Source organism: Streptomyces yerevanensis, assembly GCF_000716805.1.
Taxonomy (GTDB): Bacteria; Actinomycetota; Actinomycetes; order Streptomycetales; family Streptomycetaceae; genus Streptomyces; species Streptomyces flaveus.
On record NZ_JNWJ01000003.1, the window covers coordinates 23,747 to 43,332 of the forward strand.

Below are 19,586 nucleotides of genomic sequence, written 5' to 3' on the forward strand. Positions count from 1 at the left end.
GCGGGCCCCGTCCTCAGCGTCGTCAGGCCAGGCCGAACCGCTCGGCGTGCACCTGCAGGTGGGGAACCTTCAGACTGCGCAGGGCGCTGAGCACGGCCGAGGTCATCGCTGGCGGGCCACAGACGTACACGTCGCGTTCGGTGATGTCGGGAACCAGGGCACGGAGGCTCTCCGGCTCGAACGGCGGGCTGCCTTCCCCCGTGCGGCCGGTGAGCAGGTGCAGTTGCCCACCGCGGTCCGCGACCAGGGTTCGTACCTCGTCGACCAGCACGGCGTCGTCCTCGCTGCGCACCCGGTAGAGCACGACGACGTCACCGGCCGGTTCCTCCTCCAACAGGGCTCGAACCGGCGTGATCCCCACTCCTCCGGCGATCAGCAGCGCGCCGGGCCGCGTTCGATGCAACGAGGTGAACGCCCCGTACGGCCCCTCGACGAACGCGCGGCTCCCGACCGGGACATGGCGCAGGCCGGCGCTGGCGCTGCCGACCGCCTTGGCAGTCAGGCGCAACGTGCGGCCGTCGGGTGCCGCCGACAGCGAGAACGGATTGGCAAGCCACCAGTGGTTGTGCCCGGGGAACCGCCAGATGCAGAACTGGCCCGCCCTGGCCGGCAGCCTGTCGAGGTGACGGCCGGTGACGTGCACCGACACCACGTCGTCCGACTCCGGCACCACCGCCGTGACCTCGAACCGGTGATAGGCGTTGCGCCACAGAGGCATCACGATCCGCCCCGTGACCAGGGAACCGAAGGCGAACAGCCACAGGACCCACCAGTAGATCATCGCGGGCGCGGAGGAGCTGAAGGTCGTGGTCTCCTGCAGCTGGTGGACGAACGCCAGGCCCAACGCCAGGTACAGCAGCAGGTGCACGCCGTGCCAGGTCTCGTACCGCAGCCGCCGCCTCACCTGCCGGGCGGAGACCGCGGCGACCACGACGACGATCGCCGCGGCCAGCATCCCGAGCAGGGAAGCCGGCACTCCGGCCAGCGCGAAGAACGTCTTCGTCATCGACGCGTCATCGAGCCGCGCGTAGCCCAGCACCACCAGCACGGCGTGGGTGAGGAGGGTCCACAGCAGGGTGAAGCCGACCCACCGGTGCCACACCGTCAACCGGTCCATGCCGATACGGCGGTCGAGCCACGGCAGCCGGGCCACCAGCAGCAGCTGGAACAGCATCAGCACGGCGGCGTGCAGGCCGAAGAACTTGGCGACCGTGAGCACCCCGTTCTTGCCGGTCCCGGCGGTGAGGAACAAGACCTCGACGATCACCAAGTTGACGATGACAAACGTCCACAGCGCCCACCGCGCCGCGACGACCGGAAGTATGGTGCCCCGTCGCACCTGTGTACTTGTCGCCCCCACCGTTTCCCCCTCTGTGCATGTGACGCACTGGCGCCCGGTACCCGAGAGGTCGCGGCGGACCCGAGCGTCCCGCTCCGATACGGCCCCTGGGCGGGGCAAGAATACGGAGCATGGCGAGAAGTTGACCCTGCTTGGCCTCAACTGTTCTTGTTTCGCGCCCGCAGGGGTGTGGACCGGCATCGGTTCCTGCAGCCGGTCCTGGCCCCTCGCCGGTCGCCGACATCCCTGTCGGCGTCGGGTCAGCTCGTCACGCGGAAGGTGGCGTCGCCGCGCCCTGTCGCCGTGGTGATCGGGTCGAGGCGGAGTTGGTAGGCGTAGTGGCGGATGTAGCGGTCGGGGTGGTTGTACGACTGGAACGACGACCAGCTTGCGTCGGCGAGTCCGGCGACCTTGCGGAAGGTGGCGTCCGCGGCGAACTGGGTGGTGCCGTCGTTGTAGGCCAGCTGGAAGTCGTATCCGGAGTGCCGCAGGAAGTAGCCGGGGAAGTTCACCGACTCGAAGGAGACGGTGCCGGAGCCCGCCAAGCCCGTCCTCAGCCGGAACTGGGAGTCGGCGGCGGGGCTGACATTGGGGTCGATGCGCACGTCCATGTTGGCGTGCCGCACGTACCGGTCCTGGAAGTTGTACGACTGGAGCCGGTTGACCGTGGTGTTGGGCCAGCGGGCCTGTACGCGGCTCTCCTCGGCGGCCGTCAGGTTCAGGATCGAGCCGTGGCGCTTCTTGGTGCCGCCCAGGTTGTAGCTGCCCGACGCCGGGAGCTTGTAGGTGCCGGAGGCGGACGGGTTGGTCGTCGTGACCGGCATGTAACCGCGTCCCGAGGCGTACTGGTCGAGGTAGAGGGTCCACTCGTTGCGGTCGCGGAACTTCAGCCACATCGGACCCTCGACCTGGGAGCCGGTCAGTCCGATGCCGGAGAGGTTGCCGAGGTTGGTCCAGGTGCCGAGGATCGAGTTGCTGCCTTCGAGGGTGATCTGGCCGTCACCGGAGGCCCGTACGTAGCGGTAGTCGCCGACGCCGCTCGGCATCTCGACGATCTGGGTGTCGATGATTTCCTGGGTGCCGGGGCGCTCGATGTAGACCTGCGGGGTGGTGATGGAGCGGAAGTCGCTGGTGCGGGCGTAGTAGATGCGGTGCTTCGTTGCGCCGTTGAGGGGCTTGTTCGTCGCCCAGTACAGGACGTAGTCGTTGGTGGCCGGGTTCCAGATCGCCTCCGGCGCCCACGCGTTGCGTCCGTCGGGAATCGCTCCGGCGACGTTGAGCAGCCACGGCTGCGACCAGGTGACCAGGTCCGTCGACTCCCACACCACGAGGTTGCGGCTGCCGTTGTTGATGGAGTCCGACCATGACTGTCCGCAGTCGATGCACAGGTCGGTCGCGATGATCCAGTACTTGCTGCCGTCGGGGGAACGGACCAGTGCGGGGTCACGCACCCCACGCGTGCCCACCGTGGAGCGCAGGGTCATCCCGCCACCGTTGAGGTCACTCCAGTTCAGGCCGTCCGTGCTGTGCGAGAAGTAGATCTGCTGACCGGTCGCCCCCTCCCCGATGAAATGCGTCATCAGATAGCCCGGATCGGCGGCGGCAGCCCGCTCCGGTGCGGTCAGGGCTTGGCCTGTGAAGAGCAGGCACACGGCGAGCAATATCGCCGACAGCCGGGCGCGAAGCGCGGACATGTCCATCTCCTGTCGTTCTGCGAATGCCGCTATCGGGCGAAAAGGAGCGAAGCGGGGGCAACCGGGAGCCGGGCTCAGTGTTGGCGGGGCAGGGCCGACTGCCACGCGACGTGGAAGGGATGGTCGGATCCGGGCAACGGTTCCTGTCCGGCCAACATGAATGTGCGACATATCGAACGATGTTCGCGATGTCGCGCAGACGTTAAATGTGAGTAACGGGGTGCGTCAATACTTTCGGCATGTGACAGGCCGTCCGGATACGCCTGCCGCGGAACTCCGGTACGCCACAGTGAGAAATCGACGGCAACCTTTTCGCTCTCGGCGGCCACTGAGCAGTGCACCATCAGCTCGATCTTCCGAACGGACAGGTATGAAGACAGCGAGGCAGGCCGCACGTCAGCGCAGGCAAAGACGCAGGCTTGTGCTGGGAACCACCTTGGCGGTGACCGCCGCGGGCGTTCTCGCCTACCTGGTCATGGGGCTCCCCGGCCGCGAGGTGGAGGCAGGGCATGCCGCGGCCAAGCCCGTCGCCACCACCAAGGTGAGAACCACCCCCACGAAGGGCACCCCGAGCGCGTCGGCGACCCCTCCCGCGACCAGCACACCGAAACCGAAACGGACACCGAAGGCCGCTGAGAAGACCCGTGCGGCACGCCCTTCGGCCAAAGCCACCCCGCGGCCCCCGCGAACGGCGCCCACCACACCAACGTCGGCAGGGCGGATTCGGCCCAACACCCCCTACACCGGGGTCGCCACCGCCTACGAGGCCGCTGACGGAAACGGCGCCTGCTTGTTCGGCCCGAGTCCCGACCTCATGATCGCGGCCATGAACACCACGGACTACGAGACGTCCAGGGCATGCGGCGCGTACGTGCTCGTCCGCGCGGCCAACGGCAAGTCGGTCACGGTACGGATTACCAACGAATGCCCCCTGCCCTGCGCACCAGGGCAAATCGACCTCAGCCAACAGGCCTTCGCCAAGCTCGCCGATCTCAAGGTCGGCCGGATACCGATCACCTGGCAGCTACTGAGTCCCAGCACATCCGACACGATCTCCATCAGGTACAAGACCGGGTCCAGCCCATATTGGTGCGGCATCCAGGCGATCGGCCACCGCAACCCGGTCGCGCGCTTGGAGGTCCGGACCGGTGGCGGCTGGCGGCAGTTGCCCCGCACCGAATACAACTACTTCCTCTCCGAAAGCGGCAGCGGGTGCGGCGGCTCGATCAGAGTCACGGACATCTACGGAGAACAACTGACCATCACCGGGATCGCGCTGCGGCCGAACGTCGCGCAACCGACCGGGGTTCAGTTCGCCCGGCACTGACGACGGTTCCGGCAGCAAGCTCGGAGCGCTGCGTCGGCGGGCCGCGGAGCGCTCCGAGCGAGCCGGTCAGAACGGGTAGGTCAGAGCGGGCAGGTGTCCATCCAGCGCGTGACCAGGGATGTGTTGTTCTTGTCGGCGTCACGTACGGGACCGCACAGGAACGGGCTGAAGCGGGTGTCGGCACGCAGCCAGAGGCTGAGGAACGACACGATCCACTTGCCCTGCTTGGCCTTGTTGCCGGAGCCCGTCATCGGGCACAGGTGGTCGCCCGGAACCTCGATGTAGAGCTTCTCGGCCCGGGACATGGAGTTGTACCAGGGCACCGCGTAGCTGTTGCCGTGGGCGACAGGGTCGCTTTGGCAGGTCAGGAAGAACGTGGGATCGGTGACCGCGGAGAAGTTCTGGTTCGGGTAGTACGGGGCCGTGGGCACGCCCGCCCGGAAGCGCGCGTCGTCCCGGAGGGCCGCCATCACGCCCCCGCCGCCCATCGAGTGACCGACCGCGCCGAGCGTGCCGTTGACCTTCCCGGATATCGGGTTACCGGGGGCGTTGCCGAGCGCGAGCAACTGGGTGCCGGCGGCGGTGATTTGGCGGCCGCGCGATGCGGGATCGTCGGTGAGTGTGTTGGTGCCGACGTTGATGACGACGAAGCCCCAGGAGGCGAGGCGGGGTGCCAGCCACTGCAGGTTCTGCTGTGTGCCCTGATAGCCCGGCATCAGTACGACGCCCGGATACGAGCCACTGTTCCTGGGGTACGTGACCGTGCCGGAGCCGTACCCGGTTGGGCGGGGAACGGTGTAAGTGGCGGTGGCCAGCGGCCCGTTGGTGGCCTCCAGGGAGGCAGTCGTCGGGTCCGGGACGGCTGCGGCCGCCGGTGGGGCGGCGGCTGTCAGCAGAGTCAGCGCCAAGCCGATGGTGGTCACCAGGGCGATCAGTGCCGTCATGGCGCGGGGTCGGGTCCGTAACTGCACGGTCGTGTTGGTCGAACGACGGGATGGATCCATTGATTTACCTCCGGATAGCGGTGAGAGCGCGGTTAACCGGACAGTGGTGTGCGCGAAGGGTCGCCGCGTGCGGCGGCTACCGGGACTGTTCGAAGAGCCAGTCGATGACCACGTCGTTCTCATACGTCTGGGCCCATGAGAGATGTGGGTTCACCGGTGTCGTTCCGGGCGTGTAGCTCGTGAACAGTACGTGGCTGCGCGTGGCCCGGGCCTGCCGTAGGAGTTCCCGCGAACGGGCCTCGAACTGTGCCTTCGGCAGATCGTTGGCCCACTCCCCACGGGTGACCCGTGCGCCGGCGGTCTCCAGCGCGTTCATCAGTGTCCAGGTGCCGGGCTTGCCGAACCGGCCCTCCCGGTAGGGGACGACCGGGTCGTCGACGGAGTGGTCGGCCCAGATCGGGATGTGCGTGATCCTGTCCATGGTGGCCGGGTCGCCCCAACCGGCCGTGGGCAGGGCAGCCGCGAAGACCTCGGGGCGCTTCGCCAGCAGGCTGTAGATGCCGCGTCCGCCTGAGGACAGGCCGACGAGATAGAGCCGGGCTGTGTCCACGTTTCGGGAGTGCTCGCTCACGAAGGTGTCGATGAGTTCGATCAGCGCGGCCTGGACCTTGGCGTCGGTCCAGTCCGTGCCGTCGGGGCCGTCCATGGGACGGGGCAGGGGGATCTGCGGCGAGAGGACGAACGCGGGGTCGCGACGCTGTCGTTCCGGTTTGGCGAACGTGACCGCGATCCGGTTGGAGGTGAGCTGGGTCATGTTGTTGTCGGCGACTTCGCCACCGCCGTGCAAGGTGACGACGAGTGGGTACCGCTTGCGCGTCTGCGGGTTCCGTACGAATCCCTCGGGCTGGTACAGCCGGAAGTCCAGTTCAAAACCCGCGGAGTCGGTGAAGGAACCGGCGGCGAAGTCGTCGACCACGGGAGTGATGACGTCGTCGTTCCGGCTCGCGAACGGGCCGGCCTTGAGTACGGGTTCGCCTTCCGGGGTGTGCACGTCCGCCACCTGCCTGACGGAGTAGGCGCGGTCGAGCGGAAGAGGATCGGTGCTGCCCACGGCCCGCGCGTTGGAGTCGTTCGGGTCGAGTTCGATGATCAGACGGTCCCCCGGCCGTCCCGGGCGAGATCGGTCGTCCACTTCGGCGGTGGTGCTGGAGTAGATCCGGGTCACCGTGCGAGCCGCTGTCTGCCCGCCCACGGTGGCCTTCACTTGGAAGGCCGAGGGCGGGATCCCCCCGCCGCGTAGGTCAATGCGGTACGCGTACTGGAGGGCGACGGCTGTCACCAGCCAGTTGTTTCTCGGCGTCACCCGCGTGACGAGGTCCGTTCGCAGGACCGGATTGCGCCCCGAAGTCGCTGGTCGTTCTTGGGAGTTGACTGTCGTGGTGTCGGCGGCCGAGGCGGTTGCCGTGCTCACGGCCGGTGCCGCGACCGCACCTGCTGTGACTGCGAGTGCCGTACGTCTGGTGATACGTCTCATGCGTCGTCCTCGTCTCGGTCGGTGGGGCACCCGGCTCGAGTGCCTGGTGTGTGTGGAGGTGTTCGTCCTGCCTCCAACTCCCGGAAGCAGGCGGCATGTTGGAGGTCTGAGCGGCATGTGCGGTGGCTGCCGGGAGCCCGCGGTCGGCGGGGACTCCGCTCAGGCCCGGGACACCGGTCACAGGGGGAACGCACCGGTCAGCAGGGCACCGGCGGTCATGACCAGGGTGGTGGCGAAGGCCCAGCGGAAGATGAAGCGCTGGTGTTCGCCGAGCGACACACCGCTCATGCCGACCAGGATGAACGTGGACGCGGTGAGCGGACTGAGCGGGAACCCCGTGGTCATCTGGCCGAGAATGGCGGCCCTGGCGACCTCGGCCGGGTCCGTGCCGAAGCCCTGCGCGGTCTCGGCGAGTACGGGCAGTACGCCGAAGTAGTAGGCGTCCGGGGTGAAGACCAGGCTCAGTGGCATGCCCGTGACGGCCACCGCGACGGGCAGATGCGAGCCGAAGGAGTCGGGGACGACGGAGACGAGCGCCTCGGCCATCTCGTCGATCATCCTGGTGCCGGTGAGGATCCCGGTGAGGACGCCGGCCGCGAAGATCATCGTGGTGACCAGGACCACGCTCTTGGCGTGCTTGTCGAGCAGCGCCTGTTGCTGTTCCCAGGTGGGGTGGTTGACCAGCAGCGCGATCGCGAACCCGAGGACGAACAGCACCGGAAGCGGCATCACTTCCTGGATCAGGCAGACCACGAGGGCGATGGTGAGCAGGAGATTGAAGATGTTCAGCCAGGTCCGCCAGGTCCGCGGCATCGGCGGGACCCGGACGGTGCCGGGCCCGTCCCCGGGAGCCCCAAGGGCCTGACGCTCCCCGTCAGCCGTCGCGGGAGTGGCGTGCCGACTCGACTCACCTTCCGTGGTTGCCGTGACCATCGTCGAAGCGACGGGTTCACGGTCGTCCCGCTCGTCCCCGTCCTCGTGCACGCCCGGGGCCGGACCCTGCGGGGACAGCGCGGCAAGACGGTTGCGCTCCCGGCGGCCGAGCAGGTAGGAGGCCAGCAGCACCCAGGCGACACCGAAACCCATCGCGGGCAGCACGGGGTTGAAGACCTCGGAACTGTCCAGCTTCAGTGCCGCCATGGCGCGTACGGTCGGGCCGCCCCAGGGGACCATGTTCATCACGCCCGCGCCCAGGCAGACCACTCCGGACAGCACCAGGGGGTTCATGCCGAGCCTCTTGTAGACCGGCAGCAGTGCGGAGACGGTGATGAGGAAGGTGGAGGCGCCGTCGCCGTCCAGGGCCACGCACAGGGTGAGGACGGCCGTGGCGACGGTGATCCGCAACGGGTCGCCCTGCGCCACCCGCAACAGACCGCGGATCAGGGGGTCGAAGAGCCCGGCGTCCACCATCAGGCTGAAGTACAGGACCGCGAAGGCGATCATGATGCCGGTGGGGGCCACCTTGGACAGCCCACCGAGAATCAACTCGCCCAGATCGCCCGCGAATCCGCCGATGAGCGCCGCAAGCACCGGAAGCAGGATCAGAGCGACCAGTACCGAGGCGCGTTTGGTCATGGTGAGCAGCAGTAAGACGGCGATCGTGGCGAAGCCCAGGGCTGCCAGCATGGCGGCGCTCGCTTTCTCGGGGACGGGCCTCGGCGGCGGTGGGCGGGGCTGGGCGGGAGGAGGCAGGCCGAGGTGTTACGCGAGAGTTTCGGAGCACCGGCGGATCGGTGTCCAGCATCAAACCGAGATCTGTCCATGCGTTAAGCGCATCAATTCAAGTGGGCGAGCCCTATGCTCGTCGGCCATGGAGGCCACCACCCTGCGTCAACTGGCGGCGTACGCGGCCGTCGCCCGGGCCGCGAGCTTCACCGCGGCCGCCACGGAGATGCACGTGTCCCAGTCCTCGCTCAGCCGCGCGGTCGCGGATCTGGAGCGACAGCTCGGCGTTCAACTCCTCGAACGGGACACCCGTAACGTCCAGTTGACCGCGGCGGGCATCGAGGCCCTGCGTGTCGCCGAGCAGATCGTCACCGCTCACCGGGCGGGCATCAAGGAGCTCAGGCGATACCTGCTCGGCGAGTCGGGAACGGTCGCCGTGGCCACCCTCCCCTCCGTCGCCGCGGTGCTCCTGCCGCAGGTGATCTCCGACTTCCGCGAGCAGCGGCCACAGGTGGCGGTACGACTCCTCGACGGCCTGGAGCGGTCGGTACTGGACCGGGTCCTGTCCGGCGACGCCGACTTCGCGATCACCACCGTCGGTAACCCGCCGGAGCAGTTGGAGCACCGCCCCCTGGTCAGGGACCGCTTCGTCGCGGTGCTGCCGGAAGGCCACCCGCTCGCCGACCGCCACGAGATCGCCTGGGACGACCTGGCTCGTCAGCCGTTCCTGGCCGTCGGGCGCGACTCGAGCGTGCGTCGGCTCACCGACGCGGCGTTCGCCCAGATCGACGCGCACGCGGCACCGGCGGCCGAGGCGGGCAGTATCGCGACCGTGGGCGGACTGGTGACCGCCGGCCTCGGAGTGTCGGCGATGCCCGCCCTCGTGCTCCCGCTCATGGGTGCCGGCCCTGTCGTCTGCCGCCCTCTGGTGGACCCCGTGGTGGACCGGCGCCTGGACATCGCGCTGCGCGCTCGGCGAACGCTCCCGACCGTGACGGAGAGGTTCCTGGAGACGCTCGAAGAGTTCCGCCTCCAGGGGCGTCCACTTCCGTCCGGGGTTTCGTGGGCTTGAAGCCGCGTACGGACCCCTTTCTGATTCATGCGTTCTTCGCATGGATTGATGGCCTTCTGTTGCTCGACAGGCATTTCTCCGCTCCGGCAGTCTGAAGACAACGGCGACGGCCGCGCCGCACCAACGCGGACGACGCTGTCGGGACCCACGCGGAACAGCAGGGCAAGGGAGCGCATCGGTGTCGGACGACGAGCGGAACACCACCGGAAGCGGGCAGTTGCACGGGCTGAAAGTGGTCGAGTTCGCCCATGTGGTGGCCGGTCCGCTGGCGGGCTCGATGCTCGCCGACCAAGGGGCCGACGTCGTACACGTAGAACCCCCCGGCGCCGGAGACGCGGCCCGCGCCATGGGACCTCAACGTGACGGTGTTCCCCTGTGGTTCAAGGTCGCCGGCCGCAACAAACGCTCGGTCACCCTCGATCTGCACCACGAGGCCGGCCGACTCGTCGCCCACCGGCTCGTCGCCTGGGCGGACGTCGTCATCGTCACCCTGCGCGCCGGACGCCTGCGCAGCTGGGGACTCGACTGGGACTCCGTGCACCGGATCAACCCCCGGGCCGTGCTGCTGCAGATCTCCGGCTTCGGCGCCACCTCGTCACAGGCGGACGCCCCCGGCTTCGGCAAGGTGGGTGAGGCGCGCAGCGGAGTCGTCCACCTGACCGGCTTTCCCGACGGCCCGCCCGTCCACACCGGCTTCTCGCACGGCGACGCCGTGACCGGCCTGATGGGCGCCTACGCCGTCCTCGCCGCCCTCCACCGCCGCGACCACGACCCCGGGTTCGACGGCGAGTGGATCGACCTCGCTCTCTTCGAGTCCCTGTTCCGTCTGGTCGAGTGGCAGGTCATCGTCCACGACCAGTTGGGACGAGTACCCGAACGCTCCGGCAACCAGTTGGCGGTCGCCCCGGGGGCCGTGATCAACACCTACCACTCCCGCGACGGCGAGTGGATCACGGTGACCTCCGCGACGCTGCGCTCGGTCCGCAACATCGCCCGCCTGCTGGGACTCCCCGAGGGGGAGTTCGCCACGGCTCAGCAACAGTACGACCGACGCGAACAGTTGGACGAGAACCTGCGGAACTGGGTGGCGGAGCGCGACACCGGCGAGTGCCTGGAGGAGTTCGCCCGTGCCGAAGTCGTGGCCTCACGGGTGTTCGACGCCGCGGACATCGCCGCCGACCCCGTGTACGCCGAACGCGAGGACATCGTCACCGTCGATGACCCCGATCTCGGCCCGGTACGTATGCAGGCGGTGATCCCGCACTTCCGGCAGCGCCCCGGCCGGGTCTGGCGGACGGGGCCCGCCCTCGGGCAGGACAACCACCTGGTCTACGGGCAGTGGCTCGGACTCAGCGCGGACGAACTGGCTGACCTGGAGAAGAGCGATGTCATCTGAGGAGCCTTCGGACAAGCTTGCCGAGGTGGACGCGGGAGTGGTCGACCGGCCCCCGCTGCGCTCCCTGCTCTTCGTCCCCGGCACCAGAACCGACTGGCTGCCCAAGGCCCGGGCGGCGGGCGCCGACGCGGCCATCCTCGACCTGGAAGACGCGGTGCCAACCGCGGACAAGCTCACCGCCCGCGCACAGGTGGCCGACGCCGTCGCACGGGCCGCCGCCACGTCCGCCGAGCAGGCGGAACGGATGGCACTGTTCGTCCGTGTCAACCCGCTGCACGACTGGACGGGGGCCGAGGAACTACGCTCGGTCGTACGGCCCGGACTCGCCGGTGTCGTCCTTCCCAAGGTCCGCTCCGCCCAGGACGTGAAGCTTGCCGACCGGTTGCTGGGCTGGTGCGAACAGGAACAGGGCCTGCCGCTGGGCCGAGTCGCCCTGGTGCCCCTGCTGGAGACGGCGCGTGGCCTGCGCGAGGCCTACGACATCGCCCAAGCCGCCTCGCGCATCGCCTACCTGGGCGCTCTCACCGCCCCCGGCGGCGATGTGGAACGCGCCGTAGGCTACCGCTGGAGCCCAGAGGGAACCGAAACGGTGGCACTGCGCTCCCGCGTTCTGCTGGACGCCAGGGCAGCCGGAGTACCGTGCCCGGTCAGCGGATTGTGGACACGCATCACCGACCTGCCGGGGCTACGCGCCTTCGCCGAACAGAACCGCTCCCTCGGCTACGAGGGCATGATGGCGATCCATCCCTCCCATGTCCCCGTGATCAACGAGGTGTTCTCTCCTGGCTCCGCCGAACTCGCCCGCTGCGCAGAGCTGATCGCGGCGGTCGAGGCGGCACAGAGAGAAGGGACGGGCGCCGTGACCTTCCAAGGTGAGATGGTCGACGAGGCCATGGCCCGTACGGCCCGCCTTGTGCTCGAACGACACGGGGCGCAGGTTCGCGTGACGCGTACGAGTTCCGCGTCGAGGCCGCGGGCCCGCGACGCTCAGCGTCCCCTGACGGACACTCACCCTCGCTCGGTCTGACCGCCGGCCGGCGGATGTCGCCGGGGCCGACACCTTCGCTCGGTATGCACCGGGGGACGGACCAAGGGCTCGTCCCCCGGTGCATTCAGCCGATCTCGACCGCTGCTGCGCCGACTGCCGTAGCACTCCTGGGCCGGGTCGGCCGACGGCGGGCGGACCTGTGTATTTCCTGTGAAGGTCGGCAACCTCCCGCCCATCGTCGGCAACTGAGGGGAGACACCGGCTCGATCTTCCAGAACGGATGCGCAATGAAGAAGCAGCAGGCCCCACAGCACCGCCGACGCAACCTTCGGCTGGCAGTGGGCACGCCGCTGGCGCTGACAGCCGCGGGCGTTCTCGCCTACGGCGCGGTCTTCGGGACGTTCGGTGACGATGCCCGGCCCGAGGCGGCCGCGGCCCCGGTTCCCGGCAACGCGATGTCCGCCGTGGCCGCGATGCAGCCGGGCTGGAACCTGGGCAACAGTCTGGACGCCATCCCGGACGAGACCTCATGGGGCCAGCCCCGCACCACCAAGGCCCTGCTGGACAAGGTCCGCTCCCAGGGCTTCAACAGCATCCGCGTCCCTGTGACCTGGACCGACCACCAGGGGGCGGCGCCGAACTACACCATCGATCCGGCGTACTTGAAGCGGGTCAAGCAGGTGGTCGACCAGGCGCTCGACAGCGGCTTCTACGTGATCATCGACATCCACCACGACTCCTGGCAGTGGGCCGACTCGATGTCCACCGACCACGACAAGGTGCTCGCCCGCTTCAACGCCACCTGGACCCAGATCGCCGCCACGTTCAGGAACGAGTCCGCCAAGCTGGTCTTCGAGAGCGTCAACGAGCCCCAGTTCGAGCAAGCCGACGCCGCGCAGAAGGCCGAACTGCTCAACGAACTCAACAAGTCGTTCCACAGCATCGTGCGCAAGTCGGGCGGCAACAACACCAAGCGGCTGCTCATGCTGCCCACCGAGGTCTGCACACCGGACCAGCGGCTGATGAACAACCTCGCCACCACGATCAAGTCGCTGCGCGACCCACGGCTGATCGCCACCGTGCACTACTACGGCTACTTCCCGTTCAGCGTGAACGTCGCCGGCACGACCCGCTTCGACGCCACGGTTCAGAAAGACCTGAGCCAGACCTTCAAGCGGATACATGACACCTTCGTCACCAAGAACATCCCCGTCGTCATCGGCGAGTACGGTCTGCTCGGCTACGACCACGGCCCCGGCGCCGTGGAACGCGGCGAGATGCAGAAGTACTTCGAGGCGTTCGGAAACACCGCCCGCACCAACAAGGTCACCACCGTCCTGTGGGACAACGGCGCCTTCTTCGACCGCGACAAGCTGCGGTGGAAGGACGCCGGGATGTACGGCCAGATCAAGTCGAGCTGGACCACGCGCTCGGCAACCGCTTCCACGGACAACGTCTTCGTGCCGAAGTCCGGCCGCGTCAAGGACCGTACGCTCACCCTGAACCTGAACGGAGCCACCTTCAAGGCTCTCAAGCACGGCACGACCACACTGGTCAACGGCAAGGACTACACCCTTGCCCGCAACCGGCTGACGCTGAAGGCGGCTGCGCTCACCCGGCTCGTCGGGGACCGTTCCCACGGGGTCAACGCGACGCTGCAGGCCGAGTTCTCCCGAGGCGTCCCCTGGCGGCTCCAGGTGATCACCCATGAAACTCCGGTGCAGTCGAACACGACCGGGACGACGAACTCGTTCCGGATTCCCACTCAGTTCCGGGGTGATGCGCTGGCGACGATGGAGGCCACGTACGCGGACGGGGGCAACGCCGGCCCGACCAGCTGGACGCCCTACCAGCAGTTCAACACCGCTTTCGCACCGGACAAGGCCAAGAAGGCCATCCGCCTCACCCCCGCCTTCCTCGACGCGGTGAAGGGTGACACGCGCGTGAAGCTCACCTTCCACTTCTGGAGCGGCGCCACCACGACGTACTACGTGACCAAGTCGGGAAGCACGGTGACCGGCACGACATCCTGAGCAAAGGGCCGGTGCCCGCCCGGGAGGCTCCCGGGCGGGCACCGCGCTCAGCCGGCGGGGACGGCGCCGCGACGCGTTCACTGAACGCTCCCGCAGCCGCCTCCTCCTCGCGGGGTGCGTCGCCCTGGCCGCCGTGGTGAGCAGCACTCCGTGGCCGCTGGCCGGTTTCTCCGAGGTCGGCCGGACCATGACGCTGATCGACTTCGTGTACAGCCTGGCCACCGCGGTCGCCCCGGTCCTCTTCGGGCAACTCCTCCAGGCGCACCGGGACCTGGCGCGGCGGCTGGCGGAGATCGAGGAGGCCAGGGAGCACGAGCGGGCCCTGCACGCCCAGGCCGTGCTCGCCCGCGAACGCGCCCAGCTGGCCCGCGAGATGCACGACGTGGTCTCCCACCAGGTCAGCCTGATCGCCGTACAGGCCGGAGCCATGCAGGTCGCCGCCCAGGACCCGAACGTCAAAGAGGCCGCCCGTACGATCCGTTCGCTGAGCGTCACCACACTCGACGAACTGCGCACCATGGTCACGCTGCTGCGCGCCTCCGGCGGCAACGCCTGCGTCGAGCTGTGGCAGGACGGCGACCACGTCGGAGTGACCGTCGCCAACACCCCGCCCACGCGTCCTTCTCTCTCCATGCCCGGTTCGCACCAGGGACTGGTCGGCCTGCAGGAACGGACCGACATCCTCCACAGCACCCTGGAGGCGGGCCCGACCACGGAGGGCGGCTACCGGGTGCGGCTACGGATTCCCCTCAGCACGGACTGAGATCGCTCAGGAGGTCGTGCTGCCTCGCACTCGGCTGGCCGCGGCAGCGCGGAACCGCCGGGTGCGGCAGGTGAAACCGGCTGTGGAGGCGCCACGGCAAGCAGTGCCGTCACACCGCCGGGTGGGATCCCCGGCGGGGGCCGGGCTAGAGAGGCGTCGACGACGACGGCACGAAAGGTGCCCCGTGTCCCGGCACGATCAGCGCCGGGCCGAGAGCCAGGACCTTCTCCCTGGCCGCCCGCAGTTGATCGCGGTCGGGCGCGAAGGGGTCGTCGGCCGGCCCCTCGGCGGTCCACCACAGATGGGTCAGGACCACCAAGCCCTCGTCCGCCGTCACCAGGGTGCTGACGTCCTCGGCGGTGTGGCCGGGAGTGGTCATGAGAGTGATCGACGAGGAGAGCCGGTATCCGTCGGCGTTCCGGTCCTCCCAGACGTCGTCCTGGTAGATGGCCATGTGATCGTGGAAGCGGGCTTCGGGAAACAGGGCGGCGTTCAGCGTGTGGTCCGGGTGGTGATGGCTGAAGATCACGTCGGTGACGTCCTCGGGGGCAAGTCCGTGAGGCGCCAGCGGGTCCAGGATGAGCCGGCGGTCCGCGACCATGCCGGGGTCGACGATCGCGACGGTCGCATCGTCGACGAGCAGGGTGACGGTGCCGGCCACCCGCGTGTCGGCGTAGCCGGTGGTCAGGACGTGGAACGAGGCGGTCATGACGGGGCTCCTCTGGTGGCGCCTTGAGTGATGGGTGTGGGGCCGTGCGAGCCGGTCACCGGGGAAGGAGTGCCCGGAAGCCGGTGATCAGGGCGCGGAGACCGACGTCGAAGGCGAGTTCGGCGCGGCGGTGGTCGGCGGGGGTGTCGTCGAGTACGGCGGTGAGGTGTGGGGCGGTTTCGCGGGTCACGTCGGAGACCATCACCGGCGGGGCCACGAGGTCGAGGGCGGAGCCGAGGATGAAGCTCTCCATCGCGGTGATCAGGGGCATGACCTGGCTCGCGGTGAAGCCGGCGGTCAGCAGGAGTTCGGCGACCTTCTCGTACATCGCGTGCATGAAGGGTTCGGCGAGCGGGGCGGTGGCGAGCAGGGGTACCGCCCCGGGGTGCGCGGCGAAGGCCGAGCGGTAGGAGCGGGCCCATTCCTCGAGGGCCTGCTCCCATGGCTGTGACGAGTCCCAGGCGTCGGGGCTGGTCTCCAGGGCCAGCGCTTCCCGCATGAGCGAGATGATCTCGTCCCGGCCGGACACGTGGTGGTAGAGCGCGGAGGGGGCGACGCCGAGCTCCCTGGCCAGGGCGGGAATGGTGAGAACGCCCTGGTCGTCGGCGAGTCTCAGTGCTGCGGCGCCGATGCGTCGGCGGTCCAGCAGCGGGGTGCGCGGCCTTGGCACGAGGGCTCCTCTTCGTATGTCTGCCCGTTCGGCAGGCGGCACGGTCGCCTGCACGACGTCACCAGAACTTTACCGAACGACTTTCAGTAAAACTCTTCCCGGCTGTTCGGGTGACCCCTACATTACCGAAAACCGAATGACTTTCAGTTAAGTCGTCGTACGACGGGAGGGCGTCACCGCCATGCAGGCCGACATCGTGTTCACCGGAGGGACCGTCAGGACCGGGGCCGCCGAAAACCCGGTGCTCGACGCACTCGCCGTCACGGGCGGCAGGATCAGTGCGCTCGGGCCGGAGGCGCTCGCCGCCCGGGGCAGGGACACCACCGTCGTCGATCTACGAGGAGGCGCGCTACTGCCCGCGTTCGGCGACGGACACGTGCACCCGGTGATGGGCGGTCTGGGCCTGCTCGGAGCACCCGTCCGCGAGTGCACCTCCGTGGACGGGATCGTGGAGGCCGTACGGCACTGGGCCGACGAGCACCCGGAGGCAGAGTGGATCACCGGCGACGGCTTCGACGCCTGGCTCGCCCCCGGCGGCCGGTTCGACGCCCGCCGGCTGGACGAGGCCGTCCCGGACCGGCCCGTGGTGCTGCGCACGATGGATCACCACACGGCGTGGGTGAACACCGAGGCGCTGCGTCGGGCCGGGTTCACCGCTGCCACACCCGACCCGGACGGCGGGGAGATCGTGCGCCGGGAAGGCTCCACCGAACCGCTGGGCACCCTTCGGGAGTTCGGTGCCGTGCTGCCCGTACTTGGCCTCGTACCCCAGCCGTCCCACGAAGCGCAGGTGGAGGCGCTGCGCGAGACCGCCGCCCGATTCGCCGCCTCCGGCGTGACCTGGGTGCAGGATGCCTGGGTGGAGCCGCACCACGCCGATGTCTGGATCACAGCGGCGACCAGCGGCCCGGGGCTTCCCGTCCGTGCCGACCTCGGCTTCTTCCTGGGGCCTGAGCACTGGCGCGAACGGATCGCCGGGCTCGCTGCCGAGCGTGAACGTGTGGAGGCTGCCGCCCCCGGGCTGCTCACCGCGCACACCGTGAAGTTCTTCGCCGACGGGGTCATCGAATCCGGCACGGCCGCCCTCCTCAAGCCGTACAGCGACTGCCCGCACTCCCACGGCATCGCCAACTGGACTCCGGCGGAGCTGGCGGAGGCCGTCACCGCGGTCGACGCGCTCGGTTTCCAGCCGCACATCCACGCGCTCGGCGACGGCGGCGTCCGGGTCGCCCTGGACGCGATCGAGGCCGCGGTGCGCACCAACGGCACCCATGACCGCCGCCCGGTCATCGCCCACGCCCAGCTGATCGACCCCGCCGACCTCCCCCGCTTCGCCGAACTCGGGGTGATCGCCAATCTCCAGCCGCTGTGGGCCCAGCCCGACAGGCTGATGACCGAGCTCATCCTGCCGAAGATCGGCCCGGAACGCGGCGCGCGGCAGTACCAGATCGCCGCCCTGCTCGCCTCCGGCGCCCGCATCTCCTTCGGCAGCGACTGGCCGGTCACCGATCACGAACCACTGCGGGGCATCGCCACCGCCGTGACCCGCCAGACGCCTGAGGGAATCCCCGACGGCGGCTGGCTCCCCCAGGAGCGGATCGACATCTCGACCGCCCTGGCCGCCTACTCCGCCGGATGCGCCTACCAGGCGTTCGAGGAGAAGAAGTGGGGCGTCCTGCACCCCGGTATGTGGGCCGACCTGGTGCATCTCGCCGCCGACCCGGTCGAGACCGCTCCGCGCGACCTGGCACGCCTGCCCGTCCTGGGCACCTGGCTAGCCGGACGGCGCACGTACGACTCCCACGTCCCCTCCCCCGTTCCTGCCGCAGGACGGTAGCCGAAAAGCGCCGTCACGGCCGGACCGCGCACCAGGTCAGTAACCCACCCGTCGACCTCACGCATCACGCGGAGACCTCCATGACCGAGCCCCAAACTCCCACCGCTCCCCAACAGCCTCCAACGGCCACCGGGTCGGAGCCGACCGGCCAACTGCAGCGGGCCACGCTCGGCGTCACCGACATCGTCTTCTTCGTCGTGGCGGCCGCCGCCCCGCTCACCGTGATGGCGGGTATCGCCCCGCTCGCCATCCTCTTCGGCGGCATCGGCGCCCCGGTCGCCTACCTGACGGTCGGTGTCGTGCTGTGCCTGTTCGCGGTCGGTTTCACCGCCATGACGCCCCACATCCGCAACGCGGGCGCCTTCTACTCGTACATCGCCCGGGGCCTGGGCCGCCCTGCCGGACTGGGAGCGGCGCTGCTGGCGGTGTTCTCCTACAACGCCCTGCAGATCGGCACCTACGGGGCCTTCGGCTTCTTCGCCGCCGGCACCGCGAACGACCTCCTGGGCGTCGACCTGCCCTGGCCGGTCTACGCCTTCGCTGCAATCGCCGTGGTGTGGTTCCTCGGTTTCCGGTCGATCCACGTGGGCGCCAAGGTCCTCGCCGTCCTGCTGATCGCGGAGACCGCCGTCCTGGCGCTGCTGGCCGGCGCGATCCTCGTCAAGGGCGGTGCGGACGGCCTGAGCCTGGCCTCCTTCGCCCCCTCCAACGTCTTCACCTCGCAGATGAGCGCACCGCTGGGCCTCGCCATCGCCGCCTTCATCGGCTTCGAGGCCACCGTCCTCTACCGCGAGGAGGCCCGCGATCCCGACCGCACCGTGCCCCGCGCCACCTACCTGGCCGTCGGCTTCCTCGGCCTCTTCTACACGTTCGTCGTCTGGGTCATCGTCCAGGCCTTCGGCGACGACAAAGCCGTCGGGACCGCGGCACAGAACCCCGCCGAGATGTTCTTCACCGCCATGACCCGCTACGTGGGCGACTGGGCCACCGACCTCCAGCGCGTCCTGATCGTCAGCAGCCTCCTGGCCTCCCTGCTCGCCTTCCACAACGCCATCACCCGCTACGGCTACGCGCTGTCCGTCGAGGGCGCCGCCCCCGCCCGCCTGGGCCGCATCCACCCCCGGCACGGCTCGCCCTGGATATCCGGCATCGCGCAGACCGTGCTGGCGGCCGTCGTCACCGCCGTCTTCGCCGCGATCGGCGCGCACCCGTACAACGAGTTCCTGCTCTGGGTGAACACCCCCGGAGTGGTCGGCATCCTCGCGCTGCAGACGCTGGCCGCCTGCGCCGTGGTCGCCTTCTTCCGCCGCAACCCCGGTGCCGGCGGGGCCGGACGCCTGCGCACGGTCGCCGCACCCGCGACCGCCGCACTCCTCCTGGCCGTGATCACAGGGCTGGTCTGCACTCGCCTCAATCTCTTCACCGGCGCCCCGCCCTCCGTCAACTGGACGCTCGCCGCGCTCACTCCGGTCGTCTTCGCCATCGGCGCGGTCCTCGCGATGCGGATCCGCCGTAAGCGGCCGGAGGTCTACGCGAAGCTCGCCACCACCGACGTCGACTCCGTGTGAACACGGGCAGGCCCCGTCGCGGGGCGGCAGATCACCGCGACGGGGCC

Annotated in this window: 14 protein-coding genes and 1 pseudogene; 8 read left to right on the forward strand and 7 right to left on the reverse strand. The window is 69.1% G+C overall.

Features of this window, described 5'->3' with window-relative positions:
• Positions 1 to 22: 22 nt before the first annotated feature.
• Both OP79_RS03680 and OP79_RS03685 read right to left on the reverse strand, forming a co-directional pair.
• Positions 23 to 1,339 (reverse strand): ferredoxin reductase family protein, encoded by a 1,317-nt coding sequence (locus OP79_RS03680; RefSeq protein WP_033318470.1) that lies wholly within the window; start codon positions 1,337 to 1,339, stop codon positions 23 to 25.
• A gap of 260 nt (positions 1,340 to 1,599) precedes the next feature.
• Positions 1,600 to 3,033, reverse strand: a complete 1,434-nt coding sequence (locus tag OP79_RS03685; RefSeq protein ID WP_033318471.1) for a glycoside hydrolase family 43 protein — start codon at positions 3,031 to 3,033, stop codon at positions 1,600 to 1,602.
• A 370-nt stretch (positions 3,034 to 3,403) separates the two neighbouring features.
• Here OP79_RS03685 and OP79_RS03690 point away from each other — a divergent pair, with 370 nt between their 5' ends.
• On the forward strand, positions 3,404 to 4,360 hold the full coding sequence (locus OP79_RS03690; protein ID WP_033318472.1) for an expansin EXLX1 family cellulose-binding protein: 957 nt from the start codon (positions 3,404 to 3,406) through the stop codon (positions 4,358 to 4,360).
• A gap of 80 nt (positions 4,361 to 4,440) precedes the next feature.
• Here OP79_RS03690 and OP79_RS03695 read toward each other — a convergent pair whose 3' ends face one another.
• The 3 genes from OP79_RS03695 to OP79_RS03705 all read right to left on the reverse strand — a co-directional run bounded on the left by OP79_RS03695 (position 4,441) and on the right by OP79_RS03705 (position 8,464).
• Positions 4,441 to 5,304: a poly(ethylene terephthalate) hydrolase family protein gene (locus OP79_RS03695; RefSeq protein WP_245685208.1), complete on the reverse strand. Its 864-nt coding sequence runs from the start codon at positions 5,302 to 5,304 to the stop codon at positions 4,441 to 4,443.
• 136 nt (positions 5,305 to 5,440) lie between these two features.
• The gene (locus tag OP79_RS03700; protein ID WP_033318474.1) at positions 5,441 to 6,838 is read right to left on the reverse strand and encodes a prolyl oligopeptidase family serine peptidase; all 1,398 of its coding nucleotides are present in this window, start codon (positions 6,836 to 6,838) and stop codon (positions 5,441 to 5,443) included.
• Between the two features lie 177 nt (positions 6,839 to 7,015).
• On the reverse strand, positions 7,016 to 8,464 hold the full coding sequence (locus OP79_RS03705; protein ID WP_033318475.1) for a CitMHS family transporter: 1,449 nt from the start codon (positions 8,462 to 8,464) through the stop codon (positions 7,016 to 7,018).
• A gap of 184 nt (positions 8,465 to 8,648) precedes the next feature.
• On the opposite strand from OP79_RS03705, the gene OP79_RS03710 reads away from it, so the two are divergent.
• The 5 genes and pseudogenes from OP79_RS03710 to OP79_RS03730 all read left to right on the forward strand — a co-directional run.
• Positions 8,649 to 9,575 carry a LysR family transcriptional regulator gene (locus OP79_RS03710; RefSeq protein WP_033318476.1) on the forward strand — a complete coding sequence of 309 codons (927 nt, stop codon included), beginning with the start codon at positions 8,649 to 8,651 and terminating at the stop codon, positions 9,573 to 9,575.
• A 178-nt stretch (positions 9,576 to 9,753) separates the two neighbouring features.
• Positions 9,754 to 10,971, forward strand: a complete 1,218-nt coding sequence (locus tag OP79_RS03715; protein WP_051744393.1) for a CaiB/BaiF CoA transferase family protein — start codon at positions 9,754 to 9,756, stop codon at positions 10,969 to 10,971.
• Positions 10,961 to 11,998, forward strand: a complete 1,038-nt coding sequence (locus OP79_RS03720; RefSeq protein WP_078491596.1) for an HpcH/HpaI aldolase/citrate lyase family protein — start codon at positions 10,961 to 10,963, stop codon at positions 11,996 to 11,998. Before OP79_RS03715 ends, OP79_RS03720 begins: the two co-directional genes overlap by 11 nt.
• 248 nt (positions 11,999 to 12,246) lie before the next feature.
• Complete coding sequence (locus OP79_RS03725) at positions 12,247 to 13,992, forward strand: cellulase family glycosylhydrolase (RefSeq protein WP_033318477.1); 1,746 nt, start codon at positions 12,247 to 12,249, stop codon at positions 13,990 to 13,992.
• 82 nt (positions 13,993 to 14,074) lie between these two features.
• Positions 14,075 to 14,755: pseudogene (locus OP79_RS03730) on the forward strand (sensor histidine kinase); the annotation flags it as partial.
• A gap of 145 nt (positions 14,756 to 14,900) precedes the next feature.
• Here OP79_RS03730 and OP79_RS03735 read toward each other — a convergent pair.
• Entirely contained in the window at positions 14,901 to 15,464 is a 564-nt protein-coding gene (locus tag OP79_RS03735; protein ID WP_033318478.1) for an MBL fold metallo-hydrolase, read from the reverse strand.
• Positions 15,465 to 15,519: 55 nt separating this feature from the next.
• Positions 15,520 to 16,134 (reverse strand): TetR/AcrR family transcriptional regulator C-terminal domain-containing protein, encoded by a 615-nt coding sequence (locus OP79_RS03740; protein ID WP_033318479.1) that lies wholly within the window; start codon positions 16,132 to 16,134, stop codon positions 15,520 to 15,522.
• A 181-nt stretch (positions 16,135 to 16,315) separates the two neighbouring features.
• Between OP79_RS03740 and OP79_RS03745 the strand changes: the two genes are divergently transcribed.
• Positions 16,316 to 17,971 carry an amidohydrolase gene (locus OP79_RS03745; RefSeq protein ID WP_051744394.1) on the forward strand — a complete coding sequence of 552 codons (1,656 nt, stop codon included), beginning with the start codon at positions 16,316 to 16,318 and terminating at the stop codon, positions 17,969 to 17,971.
• 80 nt (positions 17,972 to 18,051) lie between these two features.
• Positions 18,052 to 19,539 carry an APC family permease gene (locus OP79_RS03750; RefSeq protein WP_033318480.1) on the forward strand — a complete coding sequence of 496 codons (1,488 nt, stop codon included), beginning with the start codon at positions 18,052 to 18,054 and terminating at the stop codon, positions 19,537 to 19,539.
• The last annotated feature ends 47 nt before the right edge of the window (positions 19,540 to 19,586 follow it).

Excerpts from the sequence above, each read along its gene's own strand:
- OP79_RS03685 (WP_033318471.1), bottom strand. The coding sequence starts at position 3,033 with ATGTCCGCGCTTCGCGCCCGGCTGTCGGCGATATTGCTCGCCGTGTGC.
- OP79_RS03690 (WP_033318472.1), top strand. The coding sequence starts at position 3,404 with ATGAAGACAGCGAGGCAGGCCGCACGTCAGCGCAGGCAAAGACGCAGG.
- OP79_RS03695 (WP_245685208.1), bottom strand. The coding sequence starts at position 5,304 with ATGACGGCACTGATCGCCCTGGTGACCACCATCGGCTTGGCGCTGACT.
- OP79_RS03700 (WP_033318474.1), bottom strand. The coding sequence starts at position 6,838 with ATGAGACGTATCACCAGACGTACGGCACTCGCAGTCACAGCAGGTGCG.
- OP79_RS03705 (WP_033318475.1), bottom strand. The coding sequence starts at position 8,464 with ATGCTGGCAGCCCTGGGCTTCGCCACGATCGCCGTCTTACTGCTGCTC.
- OP79_RS03710 (WP_033318476.1), top strand. The coding sequence starts at position 8,649 with ATGGAGGCCACCACCCTGCGTCAACTGGCGGCGTACGCGGCCGTCGCC.
- OP79_RS03720 (WP_078491596.1), top strand. The coding sequence starts at position 10,961 with ATGTCATCTGAGGAGCCTTCGGACAAGCTTGCCGAGGTGGACGCGGGA.
- OP79_RS03725 (WP_033318477.1), top strand. The coding sequence starts at position 12,247 with ATGAAGAAGCAGCAGGCCCCACAGCACCGCCGACGCAACCTTCGGCTG.
- OP79_RS03735 (WP_033318478.1), bottom strand. The coding sequence starts at position 15,464 with ATGACCGCCTCGTTCCACGTCCTGACCACCGGCTACGCCGACACGCGG.
- OP79_RS03745 (WP_051744394.1), top strand. The coding sequence starts at position 16,316 with ATGCAGGCCGACATCGTGTTCACCGGAGGGACCGTCAGGACCGGGGCC.
- OP79_RS03750 (WP_033318480.1), top strand. The coding sequence starts at position 18,052 with ATGACCGAGCCCCAAACTCCCACCGCTCCCCAACAGCCTCCAACGGCC.